This window comes from Pseudomonas sp. FP818 (assembly GCF_030687335.1).
Lineage (GTDB): Bacteria > Pseudomonadota > Gammaproteobacteria > Pseudomonadales > Pseudomonadaceae > Aquipseudomonas > Aquipseudomonas shahriarae.
The window spans coordinates 1,646,564-1,668,152 of sequence record NZ_CP117427.1 but is presented as its reverse complement, the minus strand read 5'-3'; the positions used below and the strand labels follow the sequence as shown (position 1 = coordinate 1,668,152).

The following is a 21,589-nucleotide window of genomic DNA, read 5'->3' as shown; positions in this document are numbered from 1 at the left end:
AAATTATTGATCCGGACTGTCGATGGTCAACTGCTGGGTCGCGGTGGTGCTGCTGGCCAGGGGTTGACTGCGGCCGATCCACTCGCCGGCAGTCGGTTGACCGGCCCGTGAGATGCGCGCAACCAGTTGGACTTCGGGAAAGTTGGACAGTTTCAACTGCGGCATCATCGCATCGGCATCGCCCAGTTCGACGGTCACCGGCAGGTCGGCCACGGTGACACGCTTGGCGGCCAATGGCGCTGGCGGGCCGGAAACGGCGCGGGCGAAGATGAATACGCTGTCAGTCGGCAGAGCGCGGGCTTTGACGTCGGCCGCCAGGTCCACGCGTACTTTCATCACGGCGGTCTTGGCAATTGGCGCGACGGCACCGCCGCCCTCTTTCAACTTCTCGGCCGCGCGGTCGATGCCGCCTTGCAGCGCTGAGCGGGAGTTGTCTTTCTCCGGCAACAAGGCCAACAGACGGTTCCAGTAGTCGATGGCTTCCTGGTAACGCTGCCCTTCAAAGGCGGCGATGCCCAACAGGCCAAGGCTGGTGACTTCCTTCGGGTCGAGTTTCAACGCTTCGTCAGTCAGGGCCTGAAGCTGCGGCGACCACTGCTTGTTGTTGGCAAAGTACTGCGCCTGGGCCCACTGCCCGAGCAACTCGGGCTGGCGACCGGCCAGGGCCACGGTGCGCTCGAAGACCTTGGCCGCGTCGGCCGAACGATCCTGGGCCATGTAGGCGCGACCCAGGAAGTACAAGCCTTCGGCCGAATCCGGTTGCGCCGCCGCAGCCCGTTCCAGGCGCTGGGTCATGTCGGCAAGGGAGACCGGCGGCTGGGCGAATTCGCGGGTCAGTTCAACCTTGTCGATGGCGCCGTAATGCAGGTACAGCCCCAGGCCCAACACCGGCACCAGCACGGCGGCCAGCAGTGGCAGCGGCTTGCCCAGGCGCGATTCGCGGGGCTTTTCCACGCCTTCGGTATCGGCCAGCAATTCACGGGCGGCTTCGGCGCGGCCGGTATCGAGTTGCGCCGCGTTGAGCACGCCTTCGCTTTGTTGGGTTTGCAGTTCAGCAACACGTTCCTGATACAGCGCGACGTTCAACGCGGTGCGGTCTTCTTCACGCTGGGCGCGACGTACGCGCAACACCGGGATCAACAGGAAACTCAAGGCAACCAGGAGCAGCAGGCCAGCTGCGAGCCAGAAATCAATCATCAGTTTTTTTGTCCAGCAGTTGGTCGAGGCGTTGGCGCTCTTGGGCAGATAGCGCATCAGAACCATCGGTAGGCGCCGCACGGCGACGGCGGACGATCACGGCCATGACCACCAGGCCACCCAGCAACAGGGCGGCGGGGCCAAACCAGAGCAAGGCGGTCTTGCTGGTCAGCGCCGGCTTGTAGCGGACAAAATCACCATAGCGATCGACCATGAAGTCGATGATCTGCTGATTGTCCTTGCCCTCGCCCAGCATGCGGAAGATCTCTTTGCGCAGGTCGGCGGCAATCGGTGCGTTGGAGTCGGCGATGTCCTGGTTCTGGCACTTGGGGCAGCGCAGTTCCTTGGTCAGCTCGCGGAAACGCTCACGGTCGCCATCGCGGGCAAACTCGTAGGTGTCGATGGCGGCATGGGCCACGCCCACCAGGCCCAGGGCCAGTACTGCGGCGGTCAACCAACGCTTCATGGCTTGGCCTCATCCACCAGGGCCTGGTACTTGGCCGCCAGTTGTTCGCGCCAGACCACTTCGTCGATCACCCCCACGAACTTGTCGCGGATCACGCCCTTGGCGTCGATAAAGAAGGTTTCCGGGGCACCGTAGACGCCGAGGTTCAGGCCCAGGTTGCCGTCTTCATCGCGCACGTCCAATTGGTACGGGTTGTGGAATTCCGCCAGCCACTTCAAGGCCGCTGCATTGTCGTCCTTGTAGTTGATGCCGTAGATCACCACGCCCTTCTCCGCCAGCTTGTTCAGCACCGGGTGTTCCACGCGGCAAGAGATGCACCAGGTGGCCCACACGTTGACCAGAGCCGGCTTGCCGATCAGGTCTGCCTGGGTCAGGGTTTTATCGCCCTGCACCGTAGGCAACGAGAACGCCGGGAACGGCTTGCCGATCATCGCCGACGGCAGCTCGGCCGGGTCCAGGTACAGGCCGCGATACAAAAACACCGCGACCAGCAGAAACAACGCCAGTGGCAATACCATCAACCAACGCTTCATACCGCAGCTCCCTGCATGCCGAGGGCTTCACGCACCCGGCTCTTGACCTTGACCCGGTAACGCCGGTCCATCGCTGCCAGCAAACCACCGAAGCCGGTCAGCAGGCCGCCGAACCAGATCCAGCGCACAAACGGCTTGACGTGGACCCGCACGGCCCAGGCGCCCTCGCCCAGGGGTTCGCCCAAGGCGACATACAGGTCACGGGTGAACCCGGCGTCGATCCCGGCTTCGGTCATCATCGAGCTCTGTACGGTGTACAGGCGTTTTTCCGGGTGCAGCACGGCGATTTGCTTGCCGTTGCGCAGCACACGCACGGTGCCTTTGTCGGAGGTGAAGTTCGGCCCTTCGAAGTGCTTGGCGCCTTCAAAGACGAACTGGTAGCCGGCCAGGTCCATGGACTCGCCAGGGGCTAGGCGCAGGTCGCGCTCGGCGCTGTTCTGGCTGGACAGCACCACGCCCAGGGCGCACACGGCGATGCCAATGTGCGCGATCTGCATGCCCCAGTAGCTGCGCGTCAGGGTGGGCAGGCCTTTGATCAGGCCCTTGTGCCGGGTCTTGTCGAAGATATCGCGCACGCCGGCCAGCAACACCCAGGCCGCGAGCATAAAGGTGGCGAGCACTGCCCAGTTGAAGTCGCCGTAGGCAATCCCGGCAACCACCGACAGTGCAGCACTGCCCAGCAGCACGGGGATCAACATGCCCAGCAGCCATTTGACCGGGGTGTCTTTCCAGCGCACCAGCACGCCGATGGCCATTACCACCATCAGCAGGCCCATCAACGGGATGAACAATGCGTTGAAGTACGGCGGGCCGACCGACAGCTTGGCGCCGGTCAGGGCATCGAGCACCAGCGGATACAAAGTGCCCAGCAGGATCATCGAGGCCGCAACGATCAGCACCAGGTTATTACCCAGCAGCAGGGTTTCCCGCGACCACAGGTTGAAGCCGACGTGGCTCTTGACCACCGGCGCGCGCAGGGCAAACAGAGTCAGCGAACTACCGACTACACAGAGCAGGAAGATCAGGATGAACACACCACGCTCAGGGTCGGCGGCGAACGCGTGCACCGAGGTCAGCACGCCGGAACGCACGAGGAACGTGCCCAGCAGGCTCAGGGAGAAGGCGGCAATGGCCAGCAACACAGTCCAGCTCTTGAACACGCCGCGTTTTTCGGTGACGGCCAGGGAGTGGATCAGCGCCGTGCCCACCAGCCAGGGCATGAAGGAGGCGTTTTCCACCGGGTCCCAGAACCACCAGCCGCCCCAGCCGAGTTCGTAATAGGCCCACCACGAGCCCAGGGTGATGCCGATGCCGAGGAAGGCCCAGGCGACGATGGTCCATGGCCGCGACCAGCGCGCCCAGGCGGCGTCGAGACGCCCGCCGAGCAAGGCGGCGATGGCAAAGGCGAAGGCCACGGAGAAGCCCACATAGCCCATGTACAGCATCGGCGGGTGGACGATCAGGCCGATATCCTGCAGCAACGGGTTGAGGTCGCGACCGTCCATGGGAATCTGCGGCAGGATCCGCTCGAACGGGTTGGAGGTCATGATCAGGAACAGCAAAAAGCCGATGCTGATCATGCCCATCACCGCCAGCACCCGCGCCAGCATGACTTGCGGCAACTGCCGGGAGAACACCGACACGGCAAAGGTCCAGCCGCCGAGGATCAGGGCCCACAACAGCAGGGAGCCTTCGTGGGCGCCCCACACGGCGCTGAACTTGTAGTACCAGGGCAAGGCGCTGTTGGAGTTGCTGGCCACATAGGCGACGGAAAAGTCGTCGGTCATAAACGCGTACGTCAGGCAACCGAAGGCGAACGCCAGGAACGCGAACTGGCCCCAGGCGGCGGGCTGCGCCAGGCTCATCCACAGCCGGTCGCCGCGCCAGGCGCCCAGCAGCGGGACGATGGCCTGGACGATGGCAAAGCACAGGGCGAGGATCATCGCCAATTGGCCCAACTCGGGAATAAACAATGTAGAGGTCATTGCTTAACCCTCCTTGGCTGGGGTGGGCGCGGATTGGCCGCTGTCTTTGAGGGCCTTGGTCACTTCCGGCGGCATGTATTTTTCATCGTGCTTGGCCAACACTTCATCGGCCACCACCACGCCCTGGGCGTTGATTTTGCCCAAGGCAACGATGCCCTGCCCTTCGCGGAACAGGTCCGGGAGGATGCCGCGGTAGGTGATGGTCACGGATTTGTTGAAGTCGGTAACCACGAAGGTCACGTCCAGGGAGTCGCCGGAACGCTTCAGGGAGCCGGCCTCGACCATGCCACCGGCACGGATCCGCGTGTCTTGCGGCGCTTCGCCATTGGCGATCTGGGTCGGGGTATAGAACAGGTTGATGTTCTGCTGCAGGGCACTCAAGGCCAGGCCTACGGCTAACCCGACGCCCACCAGGATGGCAAGGATGATCAACAGACGCTTTCTACGCAGCGGATTCACTTATCGGTCTCCCGGCGCAGACGACGCGCCTCTTGTTGCAGGTAACGCTTGCGGGCCAGGATCGGCGCAACAACGTTGAGGGCCAGGACTGCCAGGCTGATGCCATAGGCTGTCCAGACGTACAGGCCGTGGTGGCCCATGGCGAGAAAATCACTGAAAGAGGCGAAACTCATCCACGGGCTCCCAGGCTGTTTTGCACTTCGACCTTGACCCAACTGGCGCGGGCTTCACGCTTGAGCACTTCGAGGCGCATGCGCATCAGCAACACTGCGCCGAAGAAGCAGTAGAAGCCCAGGACCATCAGCAGCAGCGGCGCCCACATTTCCACGGGCATCGCCGGTTTTTCAGTGAGGGTGAAGGTGGCGCCCTGGTGCAGGGTGTTCCACCACTCCACCGAGTACTTGATGATCGGGATATTGATCACGCCGACAATCGCCAGCACCGCGCAGGCCTTGGCGGCGCTGTCACGATTGCTGATCGCGTTGCCCAGGGCAATCAGACCGAAGTACAGAAACAGCAGAATCAACATGGACGTTAGTCGCGCATCCCAGACCCACCACGAGCCCCAGGTCGGTTTGCCCCAGATTGCCCCGGTGAGCAGCGCCACCGCGGTCATCCACGCACCGATGGGCGCCGCGCATTGCAGGGCGACGTCGGCCAGCTTCATCTTCCACACCAGCCCGACAATGCCGCACACCGCGAGCATCACGTAGCAGGACTGGGCCAGCAGCGCGGCGGGCACGTGGATATAGATGATGCGAAAGCTGTTGCCCTGCTGGTAGTCCGGTGGTGCGAAGGCCAGGCCCCAGACCAGGCCGATACCGATCAGCAGGAAGGCGGCGACGGCGAGCCAGGGCAGCATTTTGCCGCTGATCCCGTAGAACCACTTGGGCGAGCCGAGCTTGTGAAACCAGGTCCAGTTCATTGCTGTTTCCATCACGGTTGCTTCTTGTCGTTGCAAGAAGCTTAGGGTCTTTACTGACGCAGTGAAAATACCGGGTCAGACCTCATTATTCGCCGACGCTGATCTTCAGGCCGGCCGCTATAGCAAAGGGTGTCAGGGTTACCGCCAGGGCGGTCAGGCTGCCAAGCCACAAGAGGTAACCGGTCGCCGGCATCCCCATGAGCGCGGCCTGCAAGGCGCCGCTGCCCAGGATCAATACCGGGATATACAAAGGCAGAATCAGCAAGGCCAGCAACAGCCCCCCACGTTTCAGGCCCACCGTCAGTGCTGCACCCACCGCCCCCAGCAGGCTCAGCACCGGGGTACCTAGCAACAACGAGGCCAGCAAGACGGGCAGGCATTCGGCGGGCAGGCCCAGCATCATCGCCAGCAGCGGTGCGAGCAGGACCAGCGCCAGGCCGGAGAAGGCCCAGTGTGCCAGTACCTTGGCCAGAACCAGAAGAGGCAGAGGGTGCGACGAAAGGACCCACTGTTCAAGGGAACCATCTTCAAAATCACTGCGAAACAGCCCGTCCAGCGAGAGCAGGACGGACAAAAGGGCCGCGACCCACACCAGTCCCGGAGACAAGGTTTGCAACAGTTTAGTCTCGGGACCGACCGCCAACGGGAACAACGCGATGACAATCGCGAAGAACACCAGCGGGTTGGCCAGTTCAGCCGGGCGGCGACACAGCAAACGGGCTTCGCGGGCGACCAACAGGGCAAATACACTCATACCGACCACCGTCCCAGGTCCAGGTCGCGGTAACCGGCAGGCATGCGGGTCAAGGTGTGGTGGGTAGTGAGGACCACCATGCCGCCTTGCTCGCAGTGCCGGGCCAGGTGTTCTTCGAGCTGCGCCACGCCCTGCTTGTCGAGGGCGGTGAAGGGTTCGTCGAGGATCCACAACGGCGGGCCCTCCAGGTACAGGCGGGCCAGGGCCACCCGGCGCTGCTGGCCGGCCGACAGGGTATGGCACGGCACATCTTCGAAGCCCTTGAGCCCGACGGCCGCCAGGGCGTGCCAGATGGATGCGCGCGAGGCCGGATGATGCAGGGCGCTGAGCCAACTGAGGTTCTCTTCGGCCGTCAGCACATCCTTGATCCCCGCAGCGTGGCCGATCCACACCAGATTGCGCGCCAGCTCCGTGCGTTGCTCTTGCAGCGGCTTGCCATTGAGGCGCACCTGGCCTGCCGTGGGCTGCATCAAACCGGCCAGCAGGCGCAGCAGGCTGGTCTTGCCACTGCCGTTGGGGCCGCTGATCTGCACCATGTCGCCCGCCGACAGCCGCAACTCGAGGTGTTCGAACAGCATCCGCAGGTCTCGCTCACAGGCAAGCGCAACGGCTTCAAGTAGGGGGCTGGTCACAAGATCGCGGGCCTTTACGGTTCAAGTCGGCGGTGGAACGGCCGTTAAAGAGATGCACAATAACTGCATTGGCGGCCTGTTTTAGAGAGCTGGATCAATCAGTTGAGATGTTTTTGACCCGCTCTTTGAAGACGGGCGGCATTATACATGTGATGCCCTACTCTAAAGAGGGCAATTTCCTTGAGACGGCGGCCACGATGACCGGTGACATCAACCTTCCGACCCTGCCCCCTGCCCCGGCTTCCGGGCCCAGGCCTGCGCCTGCGGTGGGCGAACTGCTGAAACTGCTGGAGCCGCAGACAGGGTTGATCGACGCCGGCAAAACCGTGAACGCCGAGGTCCTGGCGCTCAAGCAAGGCGGTGAAGCCTTTCAGCTGTTGCTCAAGCTGACCCTTGAAGGTGGCCGGCAAACCCTGGTGCAGGCCGCGAGCAGCCAGCCACTGCCCCTGGGCAGCAACGTGGCGGTGAGCCAGACGGCATCGGGCGACCTGGCGATCAGCCTGCAGCAGGCCCTCAGCGCCAATGTTGCCGCCCTGACCCGCATCGACACCCACCAGTTGCCGGTGGGCACCTTGCTCCAGGCCAAGGTGCTGACCTCGCAGATGCTGCCCCAGGGCACCGGGCAACCGGCGCTATACCGTTCGCTGGTGTCGGTGCTCAACAACGCCCTGAGCGGTACCACCCTGACCCTGGAAAGCCCGCAGCCGCTGCGCGTCGGTAGCTTGTTGAGTGCCGTGGTGCAGGGTGCGCAGACCCTGGATTTCGTGCCCCTGAGTGGGCTGCGCGATCAACTGGCGGTCAGCCAGCAACTGGCCGCCCAGCAAAGCCGCCAGGCCTCGCTGGAGGGCGTGTTCAATGCCCTGAAAAACCTGCCCGATGACACCTCCGCACAATTGCGCGCCGCCGTCGATCGCCTGCTGGCCGGGCTGCCGGATGTGGCGCAGGTCAGCAACCCCAGGGTGCTGGCACAACTGCTGCACAACAGCGGCGTGTTCCTTGAAGCCAAGCTGCTGGCCGGGCAAAACCCGCAAGTGCCACCGCTGGATATGAAGGGCAGCCTGCTGCGCCTGGTCAACGAATTGCTACCCGCCCTGCCCGCCAACACCAACCTCAATGCAATCCTGGCCGCCAATACCCTGGCGCAGATGCTACCCAGCTTTGTCCGCAGCCCGCTGGGTACCCTCGGCCAGGTGGGCGCCCGCAACGCGCCGGGCGGCTTCCCATTGCCGGAGCGCCTGCTGCAGCGCCTGGACGGTGAAAACAGCCTGGAAAACCTGCTGCGCCTGGCCGCCGGCGCCATCTCGCGCTTGCAGAGCCATCAACTGTCGAGCCTGGAACAGAGTGGCACCACCGCCGATGGCCGCCTGCAAACCACCTGGCAACTGGAAATCCCCATGCGCACCTTGCAAGACATCGTGCCGCTGCAGGTCAAGTTCCAGCGCGAAGAGCCGGCGCCGGACAAGGACGAGCCGGAACGCAAGATCGAACGCGACGCGAAGAAGATGCTGTGGCGCGTGGAACTGGCCTTCGACATGGAGCCCCTGGGCCCCTTGCAGGTCCAGGCACAATTGAGCCAGGGCAAACTGTCCAGCCAGCTATGGGCCACCCGCCCCTACACCGCCAGCCTGATCGAAAGCCACCTGGGCAGCCTGCGCGAGCGCCTGGTGTCGTCGGGCCTCAATGTCGGCGACCTCGACTGCCACCTCGGCACCCCGCCCCGCGGGCCAAAGACCGGGCTGGAACAACGCTGGGTGGATGAAACCGCATGAAAAACCCCAACCCACCACGCCAGGCCATCGCCCTCAAATACGACGGCAAAGCCGCCCCCGCCCTGACCGCCAAAGGCGACGACGCCCTGGCCGAAGCCATCCTGAAGTTGGCGCGCGAACATGAAGTCCCGATTTATGAAAATGCCGAGCTGGTGAAACTGCTGGCGCGCATGGAGTTGGGTGACAGCATTCCCGAAGAGCTGTACCGCACCATCGCCGAGATTATTGCGTTTGCCTGGACGCTCAAAGGCAAGTTCCCCGCGGGGTATGACCCGAATGCCGAGCCAATGGAGCGGGATGTGACGGCGCGCGGGGATGATTACTGACGTTTCGAGGATGCACACAGATCAAAAAATGTGGGAGCGGGCTTGCTCGCGAAAGCGGTGGGTCAGTCGGTACATGTATTGACTGACCCACCGCTTTCGCGAGCAAGCCCGCTCCCACATGGGAATTGCGGCGGGTGCTGGAAGTGGGGGCGGTAAAAATAAGTGTGGGCTGGCTTGCCTGCTCCCACATTTGAATCAATAGAGTGTCAGCTTTTGTGCAACTCCCACATTGGAACTGCGGCGAGTGCTGGAAGTGGGGGCGACAAAAAACAAGTGTGGGAGATTCTATGGTTTTGGGGAAGCCCCCAAAACCGCTTTTGACTGGTATTCGCTCAGGTTTTTCATGAGCGAAAAGGCGATGCGCGCCAGCTTGCGGCCAATGATGACCAGGGCTTGAGTCGTTTTCAGGCCCCTGGCCAGATAACCCTCGTATAAAGGTTTCCAGGCTTCTGACCTGATACCTGCTGACGCCGCGTTATGCAGCAATCTGCGTATCTCTGAATTCCCTTCTTGCTCAATGAGCGGCGTCCGCTCATTTGCCCAGAATCGGATACTCTCAAGTCCATTCCCAGAACGCGATGTAAGCGTCAGCACTTTCAAATTCTCCTCGCTGAAACGCCATTACCGGGCAACTGCTGTCAGAAACCCAATGCCCTCGACGGCTTGGCAGCGCTTGACCTGATGCAAAAGCCCCGCCTCAGTAACAGCATCTAATATCCTTTTCTCAATGAGCCCCTCTGATCAAGACACGCTGAAATGCTCTTGGACGAGGCCTTGAGTGATGGCTCGCCCGCCCAGCTCATTCAGCGCAACACGCATTTTCACCAGCGCTGCGCGTCGACGCAGCAAGCTTTGAAGCTTGGTATAAATCTTCGGCGGCGGATTCCAGGCGCGTAAATCAGCCTGTTCATTCTTCAAGTAGCGAGCCAGCAACTGCGCATCACTGAAGTCTGTTTTAGCGCGACCACCTGTGCCTTTGCGGTAATGGCTAAGGCGATATCCATCAATCACGTAAACGATATGGCCCATCGAATGAGCCAAGTTGACGGTATCCACGTGATATTGGTGGCTTCAATTGCGATGGCGCTGCCCGCAGGCAAAGACTTCAGCCATGCCTTCAGCTCGCTTTTCTTGTTCGATACGATCTTTGTTTCAGCAGTTTCACTTTGATAAACAACTACTTCGGCTTTAGCGACATCCACTCCAATGATTGATTGCGAGACAGTCATTGCCATGAGAAAAGCTCCGGGTTAGGGTTTACGGGCTTGTCGGGGCTTCACCGTTGCGCTGGCTTGCTTCTATCGTCGGTCATGGCCGATGCATTCCTTATCGGCGCTTTGGTGAAGGGGTGGGACGAAGTCTCCCACGGTCTGTACTGGCTAGAGTCAGATGCTGGCTTTTAGTCCCACCACCCCTACAAGTCTAACCATACAAGCTGGCTTGCCTGCGATGGCGGTGGGTCAGTCGGTACAGCCTTGGCTGACACACCGCCATCGCGGGCAAGCCCGCTCCCACATTTGAATCAGTAGAGTGTCAGCTTTTGTGCAACTCCCACATTGGAACTGCGGCGAGTGCTGGAAGTGGGGGCGACAAAAAACAAGTGTGGGAGCTGGCTTGCCTGCGATGGCGGTGGGTCAGTCGGTACATGTATTGACTGATCCACCGCTTTCGCGAGCAAGCCCGCTCCCACATGGGAACTGCGGCGGGTGCTGGAAGTGGGGGCGGTAAAAAACAAGTGTGGGAGCTGGCTTGCCTGCTCCCACATTTGAATCAGTACAGTGTCAGCTTTTGTGCAACTTGCTCATCAACTGTGCCTCGGCCTGGGTCAGGCCACAGGATTGGGTCAGTTCGTCCACCGTAGCGCCCATGCCCACCAGTTTTGCCGCCTGGGCAAAAGACAGGTTGGCCGGGTCGCGCTGTTCCAGTGCCGACAGTTTGTCGGGCAACGGGGCGAGGATGGCGCGCAGTTCGTGCACGTCCTCCCCTACCCGCACGGCGCTTTGCTGGTAGTTGTCCACGCGCTTGGCCATCTCGCGCAGGCGCTGGTCACGCACGGCGTCGCGCTCGGCCTGTTGCAAGGCCAATTCACGTTGCTGGCGCATATGGCGCAGCAATACCACTACAGTCCCGACCCACAGCAGGGCCAGGACGATTACCGCTACCTCAAGCATCAATCAGATGTTCTCCAGGTCCGACCACTCTTCTTCGCTCATCATCTTGTCCAGCTCAACCAGGATCAGCAACTCGCCGTTCTTGTTGCACACACCCTGGATGAACTTGGCCGATTCTTCGTTGCCGACGTTCGGCGCGGTCTCGACTTCCGATTGGCGCAGGTAAACCACTTCAGCCACGCTGTCGACCATGATCCCGACCACTTGCTTGTCGGCTTCGATGATGACGATACGCGTGTTGTCGTTGACTTCAGTCGGCATCAGGCCAAAACGCTGGCGCGTGTCGATCACGGTCACCACGTTGCCGCGCAGGTTGATGATGCCCAGCACGTAGCTCGGCGCACCCGGCACTGGCGCGATTTCGGTGTAGCGCAGCACTTCCTGCACGCGCATCACGTTGATGCCGTAAGACTCGTTGTCCAGCTTGAAGGTTACCCATTGCAGAATCGGATCATCCAAACCCTGTGCGGACGCTGACTTATTCATACCCCTGACCCCTTCAAATACCGTTGATAACGGCGTGTGTTCTTCTTTGGCAGCACCGTGGTACTGCGCCTCTTATCAAGTACGTTTGTTACCTGGCAGATCTTTTACCGCGCCGCTGGCTATCAGCTCCGCCAATTCGGCGACATCCAGCAGCGCGCACATATGTTCGATCACGGTGCCCGCCAGCCATGGCCGCTGGCCACGGTGGCTGCGCCATTTGATTTCATTGGGGTCCAGGCGCAGCGAACGGCTGACCTGATGCACCGCCAGCCCCCATTCGTAGCCCTGCACCGAGATCACGTATTGCAGGCCCTGGCGGAAATCGTCGCGATAGCGGTCGGGCATCACCCAGCGCGCAGTATCCAGCACCTTGAGGTTGCCGGCCTGGCTCGGCAGGATCCCGAGGAACCACTCCGGCTGGCCAAACAACGGCGTCAATTCCTGGCCTTCCAGGGAGTAAATCGACCCCAGGCACACCAGCGGCACCGCCAGGGTCAACCCGGCCACATCGAACAGCAGGCATTCGAACGACTCGGCAGCCCACGCTGGCCGACCATCGGTTTCCACCGGTGGCGGCGTAATGCTCGGCGGTCGATGCACCTCGGCCACCGGCGGCACCAGCACCAGAGGTGCAGGCGTTTCCACGACCGCGACGGCGACAGGCACCGCCAACGCATCACGGGCCTGCTCTTCGAGGACCGCCAGTTGAAACTCATCCAGGCTGGCCTCAGCCTCGACCACAGGCACCGCCAGGACTTCATCCAGCACCAGGATCGGCTCGGGCAGCACTTCCTCGGTCGCATCCTGCAACAGTGCGTCCAGGTAGGACTGCAGCGCCAGTTGCGGCCGGGTCTTGATATCGACAGGACGATTCATCTGTATGCCCACGCGCGCGCACCGTTAACCGTGTATTCAAAGGTTATCGGCCTGCCCGCGCTCGGACTTGAATCAAAAGTCCGTGACATCAGGCAAAACCCATCGCGGGCAAGACTCGCTCCTACAGGGTTGTTCATTTCACGCCACCTGCGCCACAAGTTGCTGGGCCAGCAGATGCTTGAGCAAGGCGCGGTACGCCAGCACGCCACGGCTTTTGCCATCGAATTGCGAGGGCGCGAGGCCGGCGCGGCTGGCGTCACGCAAGCGCGTGTCCACCGGGATATAGCCTTGCCAGATGGTCTCGGGGTAAGCATCGCGCAGTACGCGCAGGGTGCCGAGGGAGGCCTGGGTGCGACGGTCGAACAGGGTCGGCACGATGCTGAACGGCAACGCCTGTTTGCGCGAACGGTTGATCATCGCCAGGGTATTGACCATGCGCTCCAGGCCCTTGACCGCCAAGTGCTCGGTCTGCACCGGGATCACCAACTGCTGGCTGGCCGCCAGGGCATTGACCATCAGCACGCCAAGCAATGGCGGGCTGTCGATGATGGCGTAGTCGAAGTCCTGCCACAGTTGCGCCAGGCTCTTGGCGATCACCAGGCCCAGGCCGCTCTGCCCCGGCGACTGGCGCTCGAGGGTGGCCAGGGCGGTGCTGGAGGGCAACAGGGAAATCTTCTCGTTGCTGGTGGGCAGCAGCAGTTGCCCGGGTAAGCCTGCGGGGACGCTGCCCTTGTGCAGGAACAGGTCAAAGCAGCTGTGTTCCAGGGCATCGGGGTCGTAGCCGAAATAGCTGGTCATCGAGCCATGGGGATCCAGGTCGACAATGACCACGCGCTTGCCCGCCTCGGCCAGCAGGCCGGCTAAGGCGATGGAGGTGGTGGTCTTGCCGACCCCACCTTTTTGATTGGCAACTGCCCAGACTCTCATTCGGATTGTTCCTCCCGGCAGGCACTGGCTCGACCGAGAAATAGCACGAGGTTATAGAGCCGGTGACAGAGAATTGACGGCACTCTCACGAACCGGCGGCTTTACGGGCGTCGGTGCAGTTTGTGTGCCAGCCCGCTTCATTGCGGCATCAGGTTGTGCATTGGCCGCACCGGTGGCAGTCAGGCTGCGCCGCACATCGAGGTTGCGCGACACCACCAACACGACCCGCCGGTTGCGCGCGCGACCTTCGGCCGTCGCATTATTGGCCACCGGCTGGAATTCGCCGTACCCCACCGACGCCAGGCGCCCGGGGTTCACGCCCTGCATCGCCAGCATGCGCACGATGCTCGCCGAACGCGCCGACGACAGTTCCCAGTTGGTGGGGAATTGCGCGGTATGGATCGGCTGGTCATCGGTAAAGCCTTCGACGTGGATCGGGTTGTCGAAGGGTTTGAGGATGGCCGCCACCTTGTCGATGATGCTGAAGGCTATGTCGCTGGGGATGGCATCGGCGCTGGCGAACAGCAGGCTGGAGTTAAGCTCGATCTCCACCCACAACTCATTGCCACGAATGGTCATCTGGTTGGAGCTGATCAGGTCGCCAAACGCCGCGCTGATATCGTCGGCGATGCTCGTGAGCGGGTCGCTGCCGCCACTGATGCCGGCGTCGGTCTCGTCGCTGTCCTTGACCAGGGGTTTGGCCGGGGTGGTGGTCTTGGGCCGTTCGTCGCCAATGGGAATCGGTTTGAGGGCCCGGTCCGAATCGGTAAATACGCCTACCAGGGCTTCGGAGATGACCTTGTACTTGCCTTCGTTGATCGAGGAAATGGAGTACATCACCACAAAAAAGGCGAACAGCAAGGTGATGAAGTCGGCGTAGGACACCAGCCAGCGCTCATGGTTGACGTGCTCTTCAGGCTCGCGGCGGCGACGGCTCACAGGCAATACCCCCCATCAATCCATGAAGCCCTGAAGCTTCAATTCAATGGAGCGTGGGTTCTCACCCTCGGCAATCGACAGGATGCCCTCCAGCAGCATTTCCCGGTAACGGGACTGGCGCATGGCAATGGATTTGAGCTTGCTGGCAATCGGCAGCAGCAAAAGGTTGGCACTGGCCACGCCATAGATGGTGGCGACGAACGCCACGGCAATGCCGCTGCCCAGTTGCGAGGGGTCGGCCAGGTTGCCCATCACGTGGATCAAGCCCATCACCGCACCGATGATGCCGATGGTCGGCGCGTAGCCGCCCATGCTTTCAAAGACTTTGGCCGCGTTGATATCGCGGCTTTCCTGGGTGTAGAAGTCCACTTCGAGGATGCTGCGGATGGCTTCCGGCTCCGCGCCGTCCACCAGCAGTTGCAGGCCTTTGCGTGCGTAGCTGTCGGGTTCGGCATCGGCCACGCCTTCCAGGCCCAGCAGGCCCTCCTTGCGCGCGGTGAGGCTCCAGTTGACCACGCGGTCGATACCGCCGGCCAGGTCCACGCGTGGCGGGAAAATGATCCACACCAGGATCTGCATCGCCCGCTTGAATGAGCTCAGGGGCGACTGCAACAGCGCCGCGCCGACGGTGCCGCCGATCACGATCAGCGCCGCCGGACCGTTGGCCAGCGCGCCAAGATGGCCGCCTTCCAGGTAGTTGCCACCGATAATGGCGACAAACGCCAGAAGGATCCCAACCAGGCTCAACACATCCATCAGTGACAGGCCTCCACCAGGTGCTTGCCGATGTCATCCAGGCTGTAGACCGCGTCGGCCAGGTCGGCCTTGACGATAGCCATGGGCATGCCATAGATCACGCAACTGGCTTCGTCCTGGGCCCAGATCGAGCTACCGCCCTGCTTGAGCAGGCGCGCGCCTTCACGACCGTCGGCGCCCATACCGGTGAGGACCACCGCCAGAACTTTGTCACCGTAGGACTTGGCCGCCGAACCGAAGGTGATATCCACGCACGGCTTGTAGTTCAGGCGCTCGTCACCCGGCAGGATTTTCACCGCGCCGCGACCGTCGACCATCATTTGCTTGCCACCGGGGGCCAGCAACGCCAGGCCCGGGCGCAGGATGTCGCCGTCTTCGGCTTCCTTGACGCTGATGCGGCACAGCTTGTCCAGGCGCTCGGCAAAGGCCTTGGTGAACGCGGCGGGCATATGCTGGATCAACACGATCGGCGCAGGGAAGTTGGCCGGCAACTGGGTCAAGACGCGCTGCAAGGCCACCGGGCCGCCAGTGGACGTGCCAATGGCCACCAGCTTGTAGGCCTTGCGCTTGGGCGCGGGCGACGAGGCACTGGGCGTCGGCGCACGCGTCGGGGCCACGGCAGGCCGTGCCACAGGGGCAGGAGCCGGGCGCCCGAAACTGCTGCTGGTCGGTGCCGGCGCCGCTACCGGAGCGGGAGCCACCGGCGCGCGGAAGCTGCTGCGGTTGCTGCGCGAGATGCTGTGCACCTTCTCGCAGAGCATCTGCTTGACCTTTTCCGGGTTGCGCGAGATGTCTTCGAAATTCTTCGGCAGAAAGTCCACGGCGCCAGCGTCCAGCGCGTCGAGGGTCACCCGGGCGCCTTCGTGGGTCAGCGACGAGAACATCAAGACCGGGGTCGGGCAACGCTGCATGATGTGGCGCACGGCGGTGATGCCATCCATCATCGGCATCTCGTAGTCCATGGTGATCACGTCCGGCTTCAATGCCAGGGCCTGATCAATCGCCTCTTTGCCATTGGTGGCCGTACCGACCACCTGGATGTTGGAATCCGCTGAAAGAATTTCCGAGACGCGGCGGCGGAAGAAACCCGAATCGTCCACCACCAGAACCTTGACTACCATAACCACTCCGTTAGGCCGGGCGAGGGACAACCGCCCTGCCCGGGCCGAATCAAATACGCCGTGCGGCGTAACGCTTGAGCATGCTCGGAACATCGAGAATCAGCGCGATCCGACCGTCACCGGTAATGGTCGCACCCGACATGCCTGGCGTTCCTTGCAGCATCTTGCCCAATGGCTTGATGACCACTTCTTCCTGGCCAACCAGTTGATCGACGACAAAGCCGATACGCTGGGTGCCCACGGACAGGATCACCACGTGGCCTTCGCGCTGCTCCTCATGAGCGGCAGACGCCACCAGCCAACGCTTGAGGTAGAACAGAGGCAGGGCCTTGTCCCGCACAATCACCACTTCCTGGCCGTCGACCACGTTGGTGCGCGACAGGTCGAGGTGGAAGATTTCGTTGACGTTGACCAGCGGGAAGGCGAACGCCTGGTTGCCCAGCATCACCATCAGGGTCGGCATGATCGCCAGGGTCAACGGCACCTTGATGACGATCTTCGAGCCTTGGCCCTTGGTCGAGTAAATATTGATCGAGCCATTGAGCTGGCTGATCTTGGTCTTCACCACGTCCATGCCCACGCCACGGCCGGACACATCGGAAATCTCGGTCTTGGTCGAGAAGCCCGGGGCGAAAATCAGGTTGTAGCACTCGGTATCGGTCAGGCGGTCGGCGGCGTCCTTGTCCATGACGCCGCGTTTGACCGCGATGCCGCGCAGGATATTGGAGTCCATGCCTTTGCCGTCATCGGTGATCGACAGCAGGATATGGTCGCCTTCCTGTTCGGCCGCCAGGATCACTTTGCCCAGGCGCGGCTTGCCGCTGGCTTCGCGCTCTTCCGGAGTTTCCACGCCGTGGTCGACCGCGTTGCGCACCAAGTGGACCAGCGGGTCGGCCAGGGCCTCGACGAGGTTTTTGTCGAGGTCGGTCTCTTCACCCACCAGCTCCAGGGCGATCTCTTTTTTCAACTGCCGGGCCAAGTCACGCACCAGGCGCGGGAAGCGCCCGAAGACTTTCTTGATCGGCTGCATGCGCGTCTTCATCACCGCGGTCTGCAGGTCGGCAGTGACCACGTCGAGGTTCGACACGGCCTTTTGCATGGCTTCGTCGCCACTGCTCAAGCCCAGGCGTACCAGGCGGTTACGCACCAGCACCAGTTCGCCGACCATGTTCATGATGTCGTCCAGGCGCGCGGTATCGACCCGCACGGTGGTTTCGGCTTCACTGGCCGGGGCTTTGTCGGCAGGTGCCGGAGCGCGGGCTGGCGCCGGGGCGGCGGCACGGGCGGGAGCCGGTGCGGCGGCCTTGGCAGCAACGGGTGCCGGCTTGGCCACCGCTGCGGTGGCGGTCGCGGCGGCTGCGGCGGCAGGTGCCACCTCGGAAAACTTGCCCTTGCCGTGCAACTCATCCAGCAGGGATTCGAATTCGTGATCGCTGATCAGGCCATCCGCCGCCGGTGCGGCAGCCGGCGCCGCAGCCGGTGCAGCCGCAGCCGCCGCAGCGACTGCCGGCAACGCCTCGGCAGCAAACGAGCCCTTGCCATGCAACTGATCCAGCAGTGCTTCAAATTCGTCGTCGGTGATATCGGTGCTGGCCGCTGGCGCAGCAGGCTCCACCGGCGTCGGTGCGGCTGCCACGGCGTCCGGGGCGAACTGGCCCTTGCCGTGCAACTGGTCGAGCAATGACTCGAACTCGGCGTCGGTGATGTCTTCGGTGGTCGGCACCATCGGCGGCGCAGCTGCGGCCGGGGCTTCTGCCTCGGCCTTGACCGCATTGAGGGAGTCCAGCAGTTGCTCGAACTCGCTGTCAGTGACGTCGGGTTCGGCCACTGGCTCAGGCGCCGCCTCAACCACCGGGGCGGCAGCTACCGCGCCAGGCTCTGCCAGGCGCGCCAGGGCGGCCAGCAGTTCCGGGGTGGCAGCCGTAATGGGTGCGCGTTCGCGCACTTCATTGAACATGCCGTTGACCGCGTCCAGGGCTTCGAGGATCACGTCCATCAATTCCGAATCAACGTGCCGCTCACCCTTGCGCAGGATGTCGAACACGTTTTCGGCGATGTGGCAGCACTCCACCAGCTCATGGAGCTGGAGGAAGCCGGCGCCCCCTTTTACAGTGTGAAAACCGCGAAAAATTGCATTGAGCAGGTTCGCATCATCCGGTCGGCTTTCCAGCTCGACCAGTTGCTCGGACAACTGCTCTAGAATTTCGCCGGCCTCTACAAGGAAATCCTGAAGGATTTCTTCATCGGCGCCGAAGCTCATATTGCGTGCTCCTTAGAAGCCTAAACTGGACAGCAAATCGTCTACGTCATCTTGACCTGACATAACGTCTTCACGTTTATCGGCATGAATCTGCGGACCTTCACCCTTGGCGAGGTGTTTTTGTGGATCTTTTTCCGAGAGGATCGCTTCGCGGTCGTGTTCGATGCCGGCAAAACGGTCGACTTGGCCAGCCATCAGCACCAGTTTGAGCAGGTTGCTTTCCACTTCGGTGACCAGCAGGGTCACGCGCTTGATCACCTGACCGGTAAGGTCCTGGTAATCCTGGGCCAGCAGAATGTCATTGAGGTTGCTGGAAACCGTACGGTTTTCCTGCTCGCTGCGTGACAGGAAGCCTTCGACCCGACGCGCCAGGTCACGAAATTCTTCAGCGCCCACTTCGCGCCGCATGAAGCGGCCCCAGTCGGTGCTCAACGCCTTGGCCTCGTTGGCCATGCCGTTCACCAGGGGCGTGGCGTTTTCCACCAGGTCCATGGTGCGATTGGCTGCCGCCTCAGTCAGCCTGACCACATAGGACAGGCGTTCGGTGGGCATCAGTGATCTGCGAGATTTCCTCGGCCTGGGGCATGTGCGGGTCGATCTGGAAATTGACGATCGCACTGTGCAACTCACGGGTGAGCTTGCCCACTTCCTGATACAGGCCGCGGTCGCGGGTCTGGTTGAGCTCATGGATCAACTGCACTGCGTCGCCGAACTGGCCTTTTTCCAGGCTTTCGACGAGTTGGTGAGCATGTTTTTTCAGGGTCGACTCAAAGTCGGCCTGCGATGATTCTTTAATGCTCCATAGCTCCCCCGTGGCAGCATCAATGACCGATGCGTTCGAAGATTTTTTCAATCTTCTCTTTCAAGGCCAGTGCAGTGAATGGCTTGACCACGTAGCCGTTGACCCCGGCCTGGGCGGCTTCGATGATCTGTTCACGCTTGGCTTCAGCGGTCACCATCAGCACAGGCAGGCTGCGCAGCTTTTCATCAGCGCGCACGTGGCGCAGTAGATCAATGCCGGTCATGCCAGGCATGTTCCAGTCAGTTACCAGAAAGTCGATGCTCCCGCTGTTGAGGATCGGAATCGCCGTAATGCCGTCATCCGCCTCGACCGTGTTAGTGAACCCAAGGTCACGCAACAGGTTTTTTATGATCCGCCGCATCGTTGAGAAGTCATCAACGATGAGGATTTTCATGTTCTTGTCCAATTCGACCTCCAAGCAGTCTTAAACGCGTCCAGCACCTGGGCGCGCCATATCATTCAACAGGCATTACACAAAAAGGACTGCTGGGCACATCACGGGCCGCTCCCGCCGGGCTTGCGCCCTGGCGGTTATCGTTCGCAGTGTCCCCACACTGCCTGTCAGCGCGCTCGCCACTCTCCCAAACGCCCCCGCAAGCGGGCCGCGCATTGGCTATGAAGCTGGCTGACCCGCGATTCGCTGACCCCCAGGACCTCACCGATTTCCTTGAGGTTCAGCTCTTCGTCGTAGTACAGCGCCAACACCAGCCGCTCACGTTCCGGCAGATTGGCAATCGCCTCTGCCAGGGCGCCCTGGAAGCGTTCATCTTCCAGGTCGCGTGAAGGCTCCTGGTGAGCACTCGCGCCATCCTCATGCAGCCCTTCATGTTCGCCGTCCTGTAGCAGGTCGTCGAAACTGAACAGGCGGCTGCCCAAGGTATCGTTCAAAATCCCGTAGTAATCGTCGAGACTCAATTGGAGTTCGGCCGCAACTTCGTGATCTTTAGCGTCGCGACCGGTTTTTGCTTCAATTGAGCGAATTGCGTCACTCACCATCCGGGTATTGCGGTGGACCGAACGCGGCGCCCAATCACCTTTACGCACCTCATCGAGCATCGCGCCACGGATACGGATACCCGCATACGTCTCGAAACTCGCACCCTTGCTCGCGTCGTACTTGGTCGACACTTCGAGCAGGCCGATCATGCCCGCCTGGATCAGGTCTTCGACCTGGACACTGGCGGGCAGGCGTGCCAGCAGGTGGTAGGCAATGCGCTTGACCAGGGGCGCATAGCGCTCGATCAATTCGCCCTGGCTGTCACGCGCCGACTTTTTGTAAAGGTTGTAGCCGCTGGCTGTCATAGCACCGGTCCTGCACTCGTCTGATGCACCAATCGCTCGACGAAAAACTCCAGATGCCCCCGGGGATTGGCGGGCAGTGGCCAGGTATCGACCTTCTGAGCAATTGCCTTGAACGCCAACGCGCATTTCGAACGAGGGAACGCTTCATAGACTGCACGCTGCTTTTGCACAGCCTTGCGCACACACTCGTCATAGGGAACTGCGCCGACGTATTGTAAGGCGACATCGAGGAAGCGATCCGTGACCTTGGTCAACTTGGCGAACAGGTTGCGCCCTTCTTGCGGGCTCTGGGCCATGTTGGCCAGCACGCGGAAGCGGTTCATGCCGTAGTCGCGGTTGAGCAGTTTGATCAGGGCGTAGGCGTCGGTGATCGAGGTGGGCTCGTCGCAGACCACCAGCAAGACTTCCTGCGCGGCGCGCACGAAGCTGACCACGGACTCGCCAATCCCGGCGGCGGTGTCGATCACCAGCACGTCGAGGTTGTCGCCGATATCACTGAAGGCCTGGATCAGGCCGGCATGCTGCGCCGGGCTCAGATGCACCATGCTCTGGGTGCCGGAGGCGGCCGGGACGATACGAATCCCCCCAGGCCCCTGCAACAGCACATCGCGCAGCTCACAGCGGCCCTCAATGACATCGGCCAGGGTATGTTTGGGCGTCAGTCCCAGCAGAACGTCAACGTTCGCCAGGCCCAGGTCGGCATCCAGCAGCATGACGCGGCGGCCAAGCTCTGCCAGGGCCAGGGACAAATTCACTGACACGTTAGTTTTCCCGACGCCACCTTTGCCGCCGGTCACCGCGATCACCTGTACGGGATGCATGCTGCCCATGTTCTTTCTTTACCTTGTCTTGCTTAGCCGCAGGCTACATAGGGTGGCCGCGGTAGCAGACCATCAATGTAGG

22 protein-coding genes and 2 pseudogenes are annotated in these 21,589 nt (G+C 61.9%); 2 read left to right on the top strand and 22 right to left on the bottom strand.

Features of this window, described 5'->3' with window-relative positions:
* Positions 1 to 3 precede the first annotated feature (3 nt).
* The 9 genes from ccmI to ccmA form a co-directional block, all read right to left on the bottom strand.
* The gene (gene ccmI / locus PSH80_RS07535; RefSeq protein WP_057958961.1) at positions 4 to 1,197 is read right to left on the bottom strand and encodes a c-type cytochrome biogenesis protein CcmI; all 1,194 of its coding nucleotides are present in this window, start codon (positions 1,195 to 1,197) and stop codon (positions 4 to 6) included.
* Entirely contained in the window at positions 1,190 to 1,663 is a 474-nt protein-coding gene (locus PSH80_RS07530) for a cytochrome c-type biogenesis protein (RefSeq protein WP_057438827.1), read from the bottom strand. Before PSH80_RS07530 ends, ccmI begins: the two co-directional genes overlap by 8 nt.
* Entirely contained in the window at positions 1,660 to 2,196 is a 537-nt protein-coding gene (locus tag PSH80_RS07525) for a DsbE family thiol:disulfide interchange protein (RefSeq protein WP_029292599.1), read from the bottom strand. Before PSH80_RS07525 ends, PSH80_RS07530 begins: the two co-directional genes overlap by 4 nt.
* The gene (locus PSH80_RS07520) at positions 2,193 to 4,181 is read right to left on the bottom strand and encodes a heme lyase CcmF/NrfE family subunit (protein ID WP_220172822.1); all 1,989 of its coding nucleotides are present in this window, start codon (positions 4,179 to 4,181) and stop codon (positions 2,193 to 2,195) included. The genes PSH80_RS07525 and PSH80_RS07520 overlap by 4 nt, the downstream gene beginning before the upstream one ends.
* Before the next feature lie 3 nt (positions 4,182 to 4,184).
* Entirely contained in the window at positions 4,185 to 4,640 is a 456-nt protein-coding gene (gene ccmE, locus PSH80_RS07515) for a cytochrome c maturation protein CcmE (protein WP_057958959.1), read from the bottom strand.
* Positions 4,637 to 4,813 (bottom strand): heme exporter protein CcmD, encoded by a 177-nt coding sequence (gene ccmD / locus PSH80_RS07510; RefSeq protein WP_029292593.1) that lies wholly within the window; start codon positions 4,811 to 4,813, stop codon positions 4,637 to 4,639. The genes ccmE and ccmD overlap by 4 nt, the downstream gene beginning before the upstream one ends.
* Entirely contained in the window at positions 4,810 to 5,565 is a 756-nt protein-coding gene (locus PSH80_RS07505; protein ID WP_057958958.1) for a heme ABC transporter permease, read from the bottom strand. The genes ccmD and PSH80_RS07505 overlap by 4 nt, the downstream gene beginning before the upstream one ends.
* Positions 5,566 to 5,650: 85 nt before the next feature.
* Entirely contained in the window at positions 5,651 to 6,319 is a 669-nt protein-coding gene (gene ccmB, locus PSH80_RS07500) for a heme exporter protein CcmB (protein WP_032859085.1), read from the bottom strand.
* Positions 6,316 to 6,897 carry a cytochrome c biogenesis heme-transporting ATPase CcmA gene (gene ccmA / locus PSH80_RS07495; RefSeq protein ID WP_233093382.1) on the bottom strand — a complete coding sequence of 194 codons (582 nt, stop codon included), beginning with the start codon at positions 6,895 to 6,897 and terminating at the stop codon, positions 6,316 to 6,318. The genes ccmB and ccmA overlap by 4 nt, the downstream gene beginning before the upstream one ends.
* 251 nt (positions 6,898 to 7,148) lie before the next feature.
* Between ccmA and PSH80_RS07490 the strand changes: the two genes are divergently transcribed.
* Together PSH80_RS07490 and PSH80_RS07485 are read left to right on the top strand one after the other, a co-directional pair.
* A complete protein-coding gene (locus PSH80_RS07490) occupies positions 7,149 to 8,720 on the top strand; it encodes a flagellar hook-length control protein FliK (RefSeq protein ID WP_115127671.1) in 1,572 nt (523 codons plus the stop codon).
* Positions 8,717 to 9,046 carry an EscU/YscU/HrcU family type III secretion system export apparatus switch protein gene (locus tag PSH80_RS07485; RefSeq protein WP_057438823.1) on the top strand — a complete coding sequence of 110 codons (330 nt, stop codon included), beginning with the start codon at positions 8,717 to 8,719 and terminating at the stop codon, positions 9,044 to 9,046. Before PSH80_RS07490 ends, PSH80_RS07485 begins: the two co-directional genes overlap by 4 nt.
* A gap of 285 nt (positions 9,047 to 9,331) precedes the next feature.
* Here the strand turns inward: PSH80_RS07485 and PSH80_RS07480 are convergent.
* The 13 genes and pseudogenes from PSH80_RS07480 to fleN form a co-directional block, all read right to left on the bottom strand.
* Positions 9,332 to 10,281 (bottom strand): annotated as a pseudogene (locus PSH80_RS07480) (IS110 family transposase).
* Positions 10,282 to 10,827: 546 nt separating this feature from the next.
* Entirely contained in the window at positions 10,828 to 11,220 is a 393-nt protein-coding gene (locus tag PSH80_RS07475) for a DUF2802 domain-containing protein (protein WP_057438822.1), read from the bottom strand.
* Entirely contained in the window at positions 11,221 to 11,703 is a 483-nt protein-coding gene (locus tag PSH80_RS07470) for a chemotaxis protein CheW (protein WP_032859076.1), read from the bottom strand.
* 75 nt (positions 11,704 to 11,778) lie between these two features.
* The gene (locus PSH80_RS07465) at positions 11,779 to 12,579 is read right to left on the bottom strand and encodes a CheW domain-containing protein (protein WP_057960233.1); all 801 of its coding nucleotides are present in this window, start codon (positions 12,577 to 12,579) and stop codon (positions 11,779 to 11,781) included.
* 138 nt (positions 12,580 to 12,717) lie between these two features.
* Positions 12,718 to 13,506, bottom strand: a complete 789-nt coding sequence (locus PSH80_RS07460) for a ParA family protein (protein WP_057438820.1) — start codon at positions 13,504 to 13,506, stop codon at positions 12,718 to 12,720.
* A 51-nt stretch (positions 13,507 to 13,557) separates the two neighbouring features.
* Positions 13,558 to 14,445, bottom strand: a complete 888-nt coding sequence (motD, locus tag PSH80_RS07455) for a flagellar motor protein MotD (RefSeq protein ID WP_186625964.1) — start codon at positions 14,443 to 14,445, stop codon at positions 13,558 to 13,560.
* Positions 14,446 to 14,460: 15 nt separating this feature from the next.
* Positions 14,461 to 15,201: a flagellar motor protein gene (locus tag PSH80_RS07450; RefSeq protein WP_029292570.1), complete on the bottom strand. Its 741-nt coding sequence runs from the start codon at positions 15,199 to 15,201 to the stop codon at positions 14,461 to 14,463.
* Positions 15,201 to 16,322: a chemotaxis response regulator protein-glutamate methylesterase gene (locus PSH80_RS07445; protein WP_057960234.1), complete on the bottom strand. Its 1,122-nt coding sequence runs from the start codon at positions 16,320 to 16,322 to the stop codon at positions 15,201 to 15,203. Before PSH80_RS07445 ends, PSH80_RS07450 begins: the two co-directional genes overlap by 1 nt.
* A 49-nt stretch (positions 16,323 to 16,371) precedes the next feature.
* Complete coding sequence (locus PSH80_RS07440; RefSeq protein ID WP_115127667.1) at positions 16,372 to 18,582, bottom strand: chemotaxis protein CheA; 2,211 nt, start codon at positions 18,580 to 18,582, stop codon at positions 16,372 to 16,374.
* Positions 18,583 to 18,594: 12 nt separating this feature from the next.
* Positions 18,595 to 19,378: pseudogene (locus PSH80_RS07435) on the bottom strand (protein phosphatase CheZ).
* A 25-nt stretch (positions 19,379 to 19,403) separates the two neighbouring features.
* The gene (locus tag PSH80_RS07430; RefSeq protein WP_005790040.1) at positions 19,404 to 19,778 is read right to left on the bottom strand and encodes a chemotaxis response regulator CheY; all 375 of its coding nucleotides are present in this window, start codon (positions 19,776 to 19,778) and stop codon (positions 19,404 to 19,406) included.
* Positions 19,779 to 19,945: 167 nt separating this feature from the next.
* Positions 19,946 to 20,686, bottom strand: a complete 741-nt coding sequence (gene fliA, locus PSH80_RS07425; RefSeq protein WP_029292560.1) for an RNA polymerase sigma factor FliA — start codon at positions 20,684 to 20,686, stop codon at positions 19,946 to 19,948.
* Positions 20,683 to 21,516, bottom strand: a complete 834-nt coding sequence (fleN, locus tag PSH80_RS07420; protein WP_003192912.1) for a flagellar synthesis regulator FleN — start codon at positions 21,514 to 21,516, stop codon at positions 20,683 to 20,685. Before fleN ends, fliA begins: the two co-directional genes overlap by 4 nt.
* Positions 21,517 to 21,589: the final 73 nt, after the last annotated feature.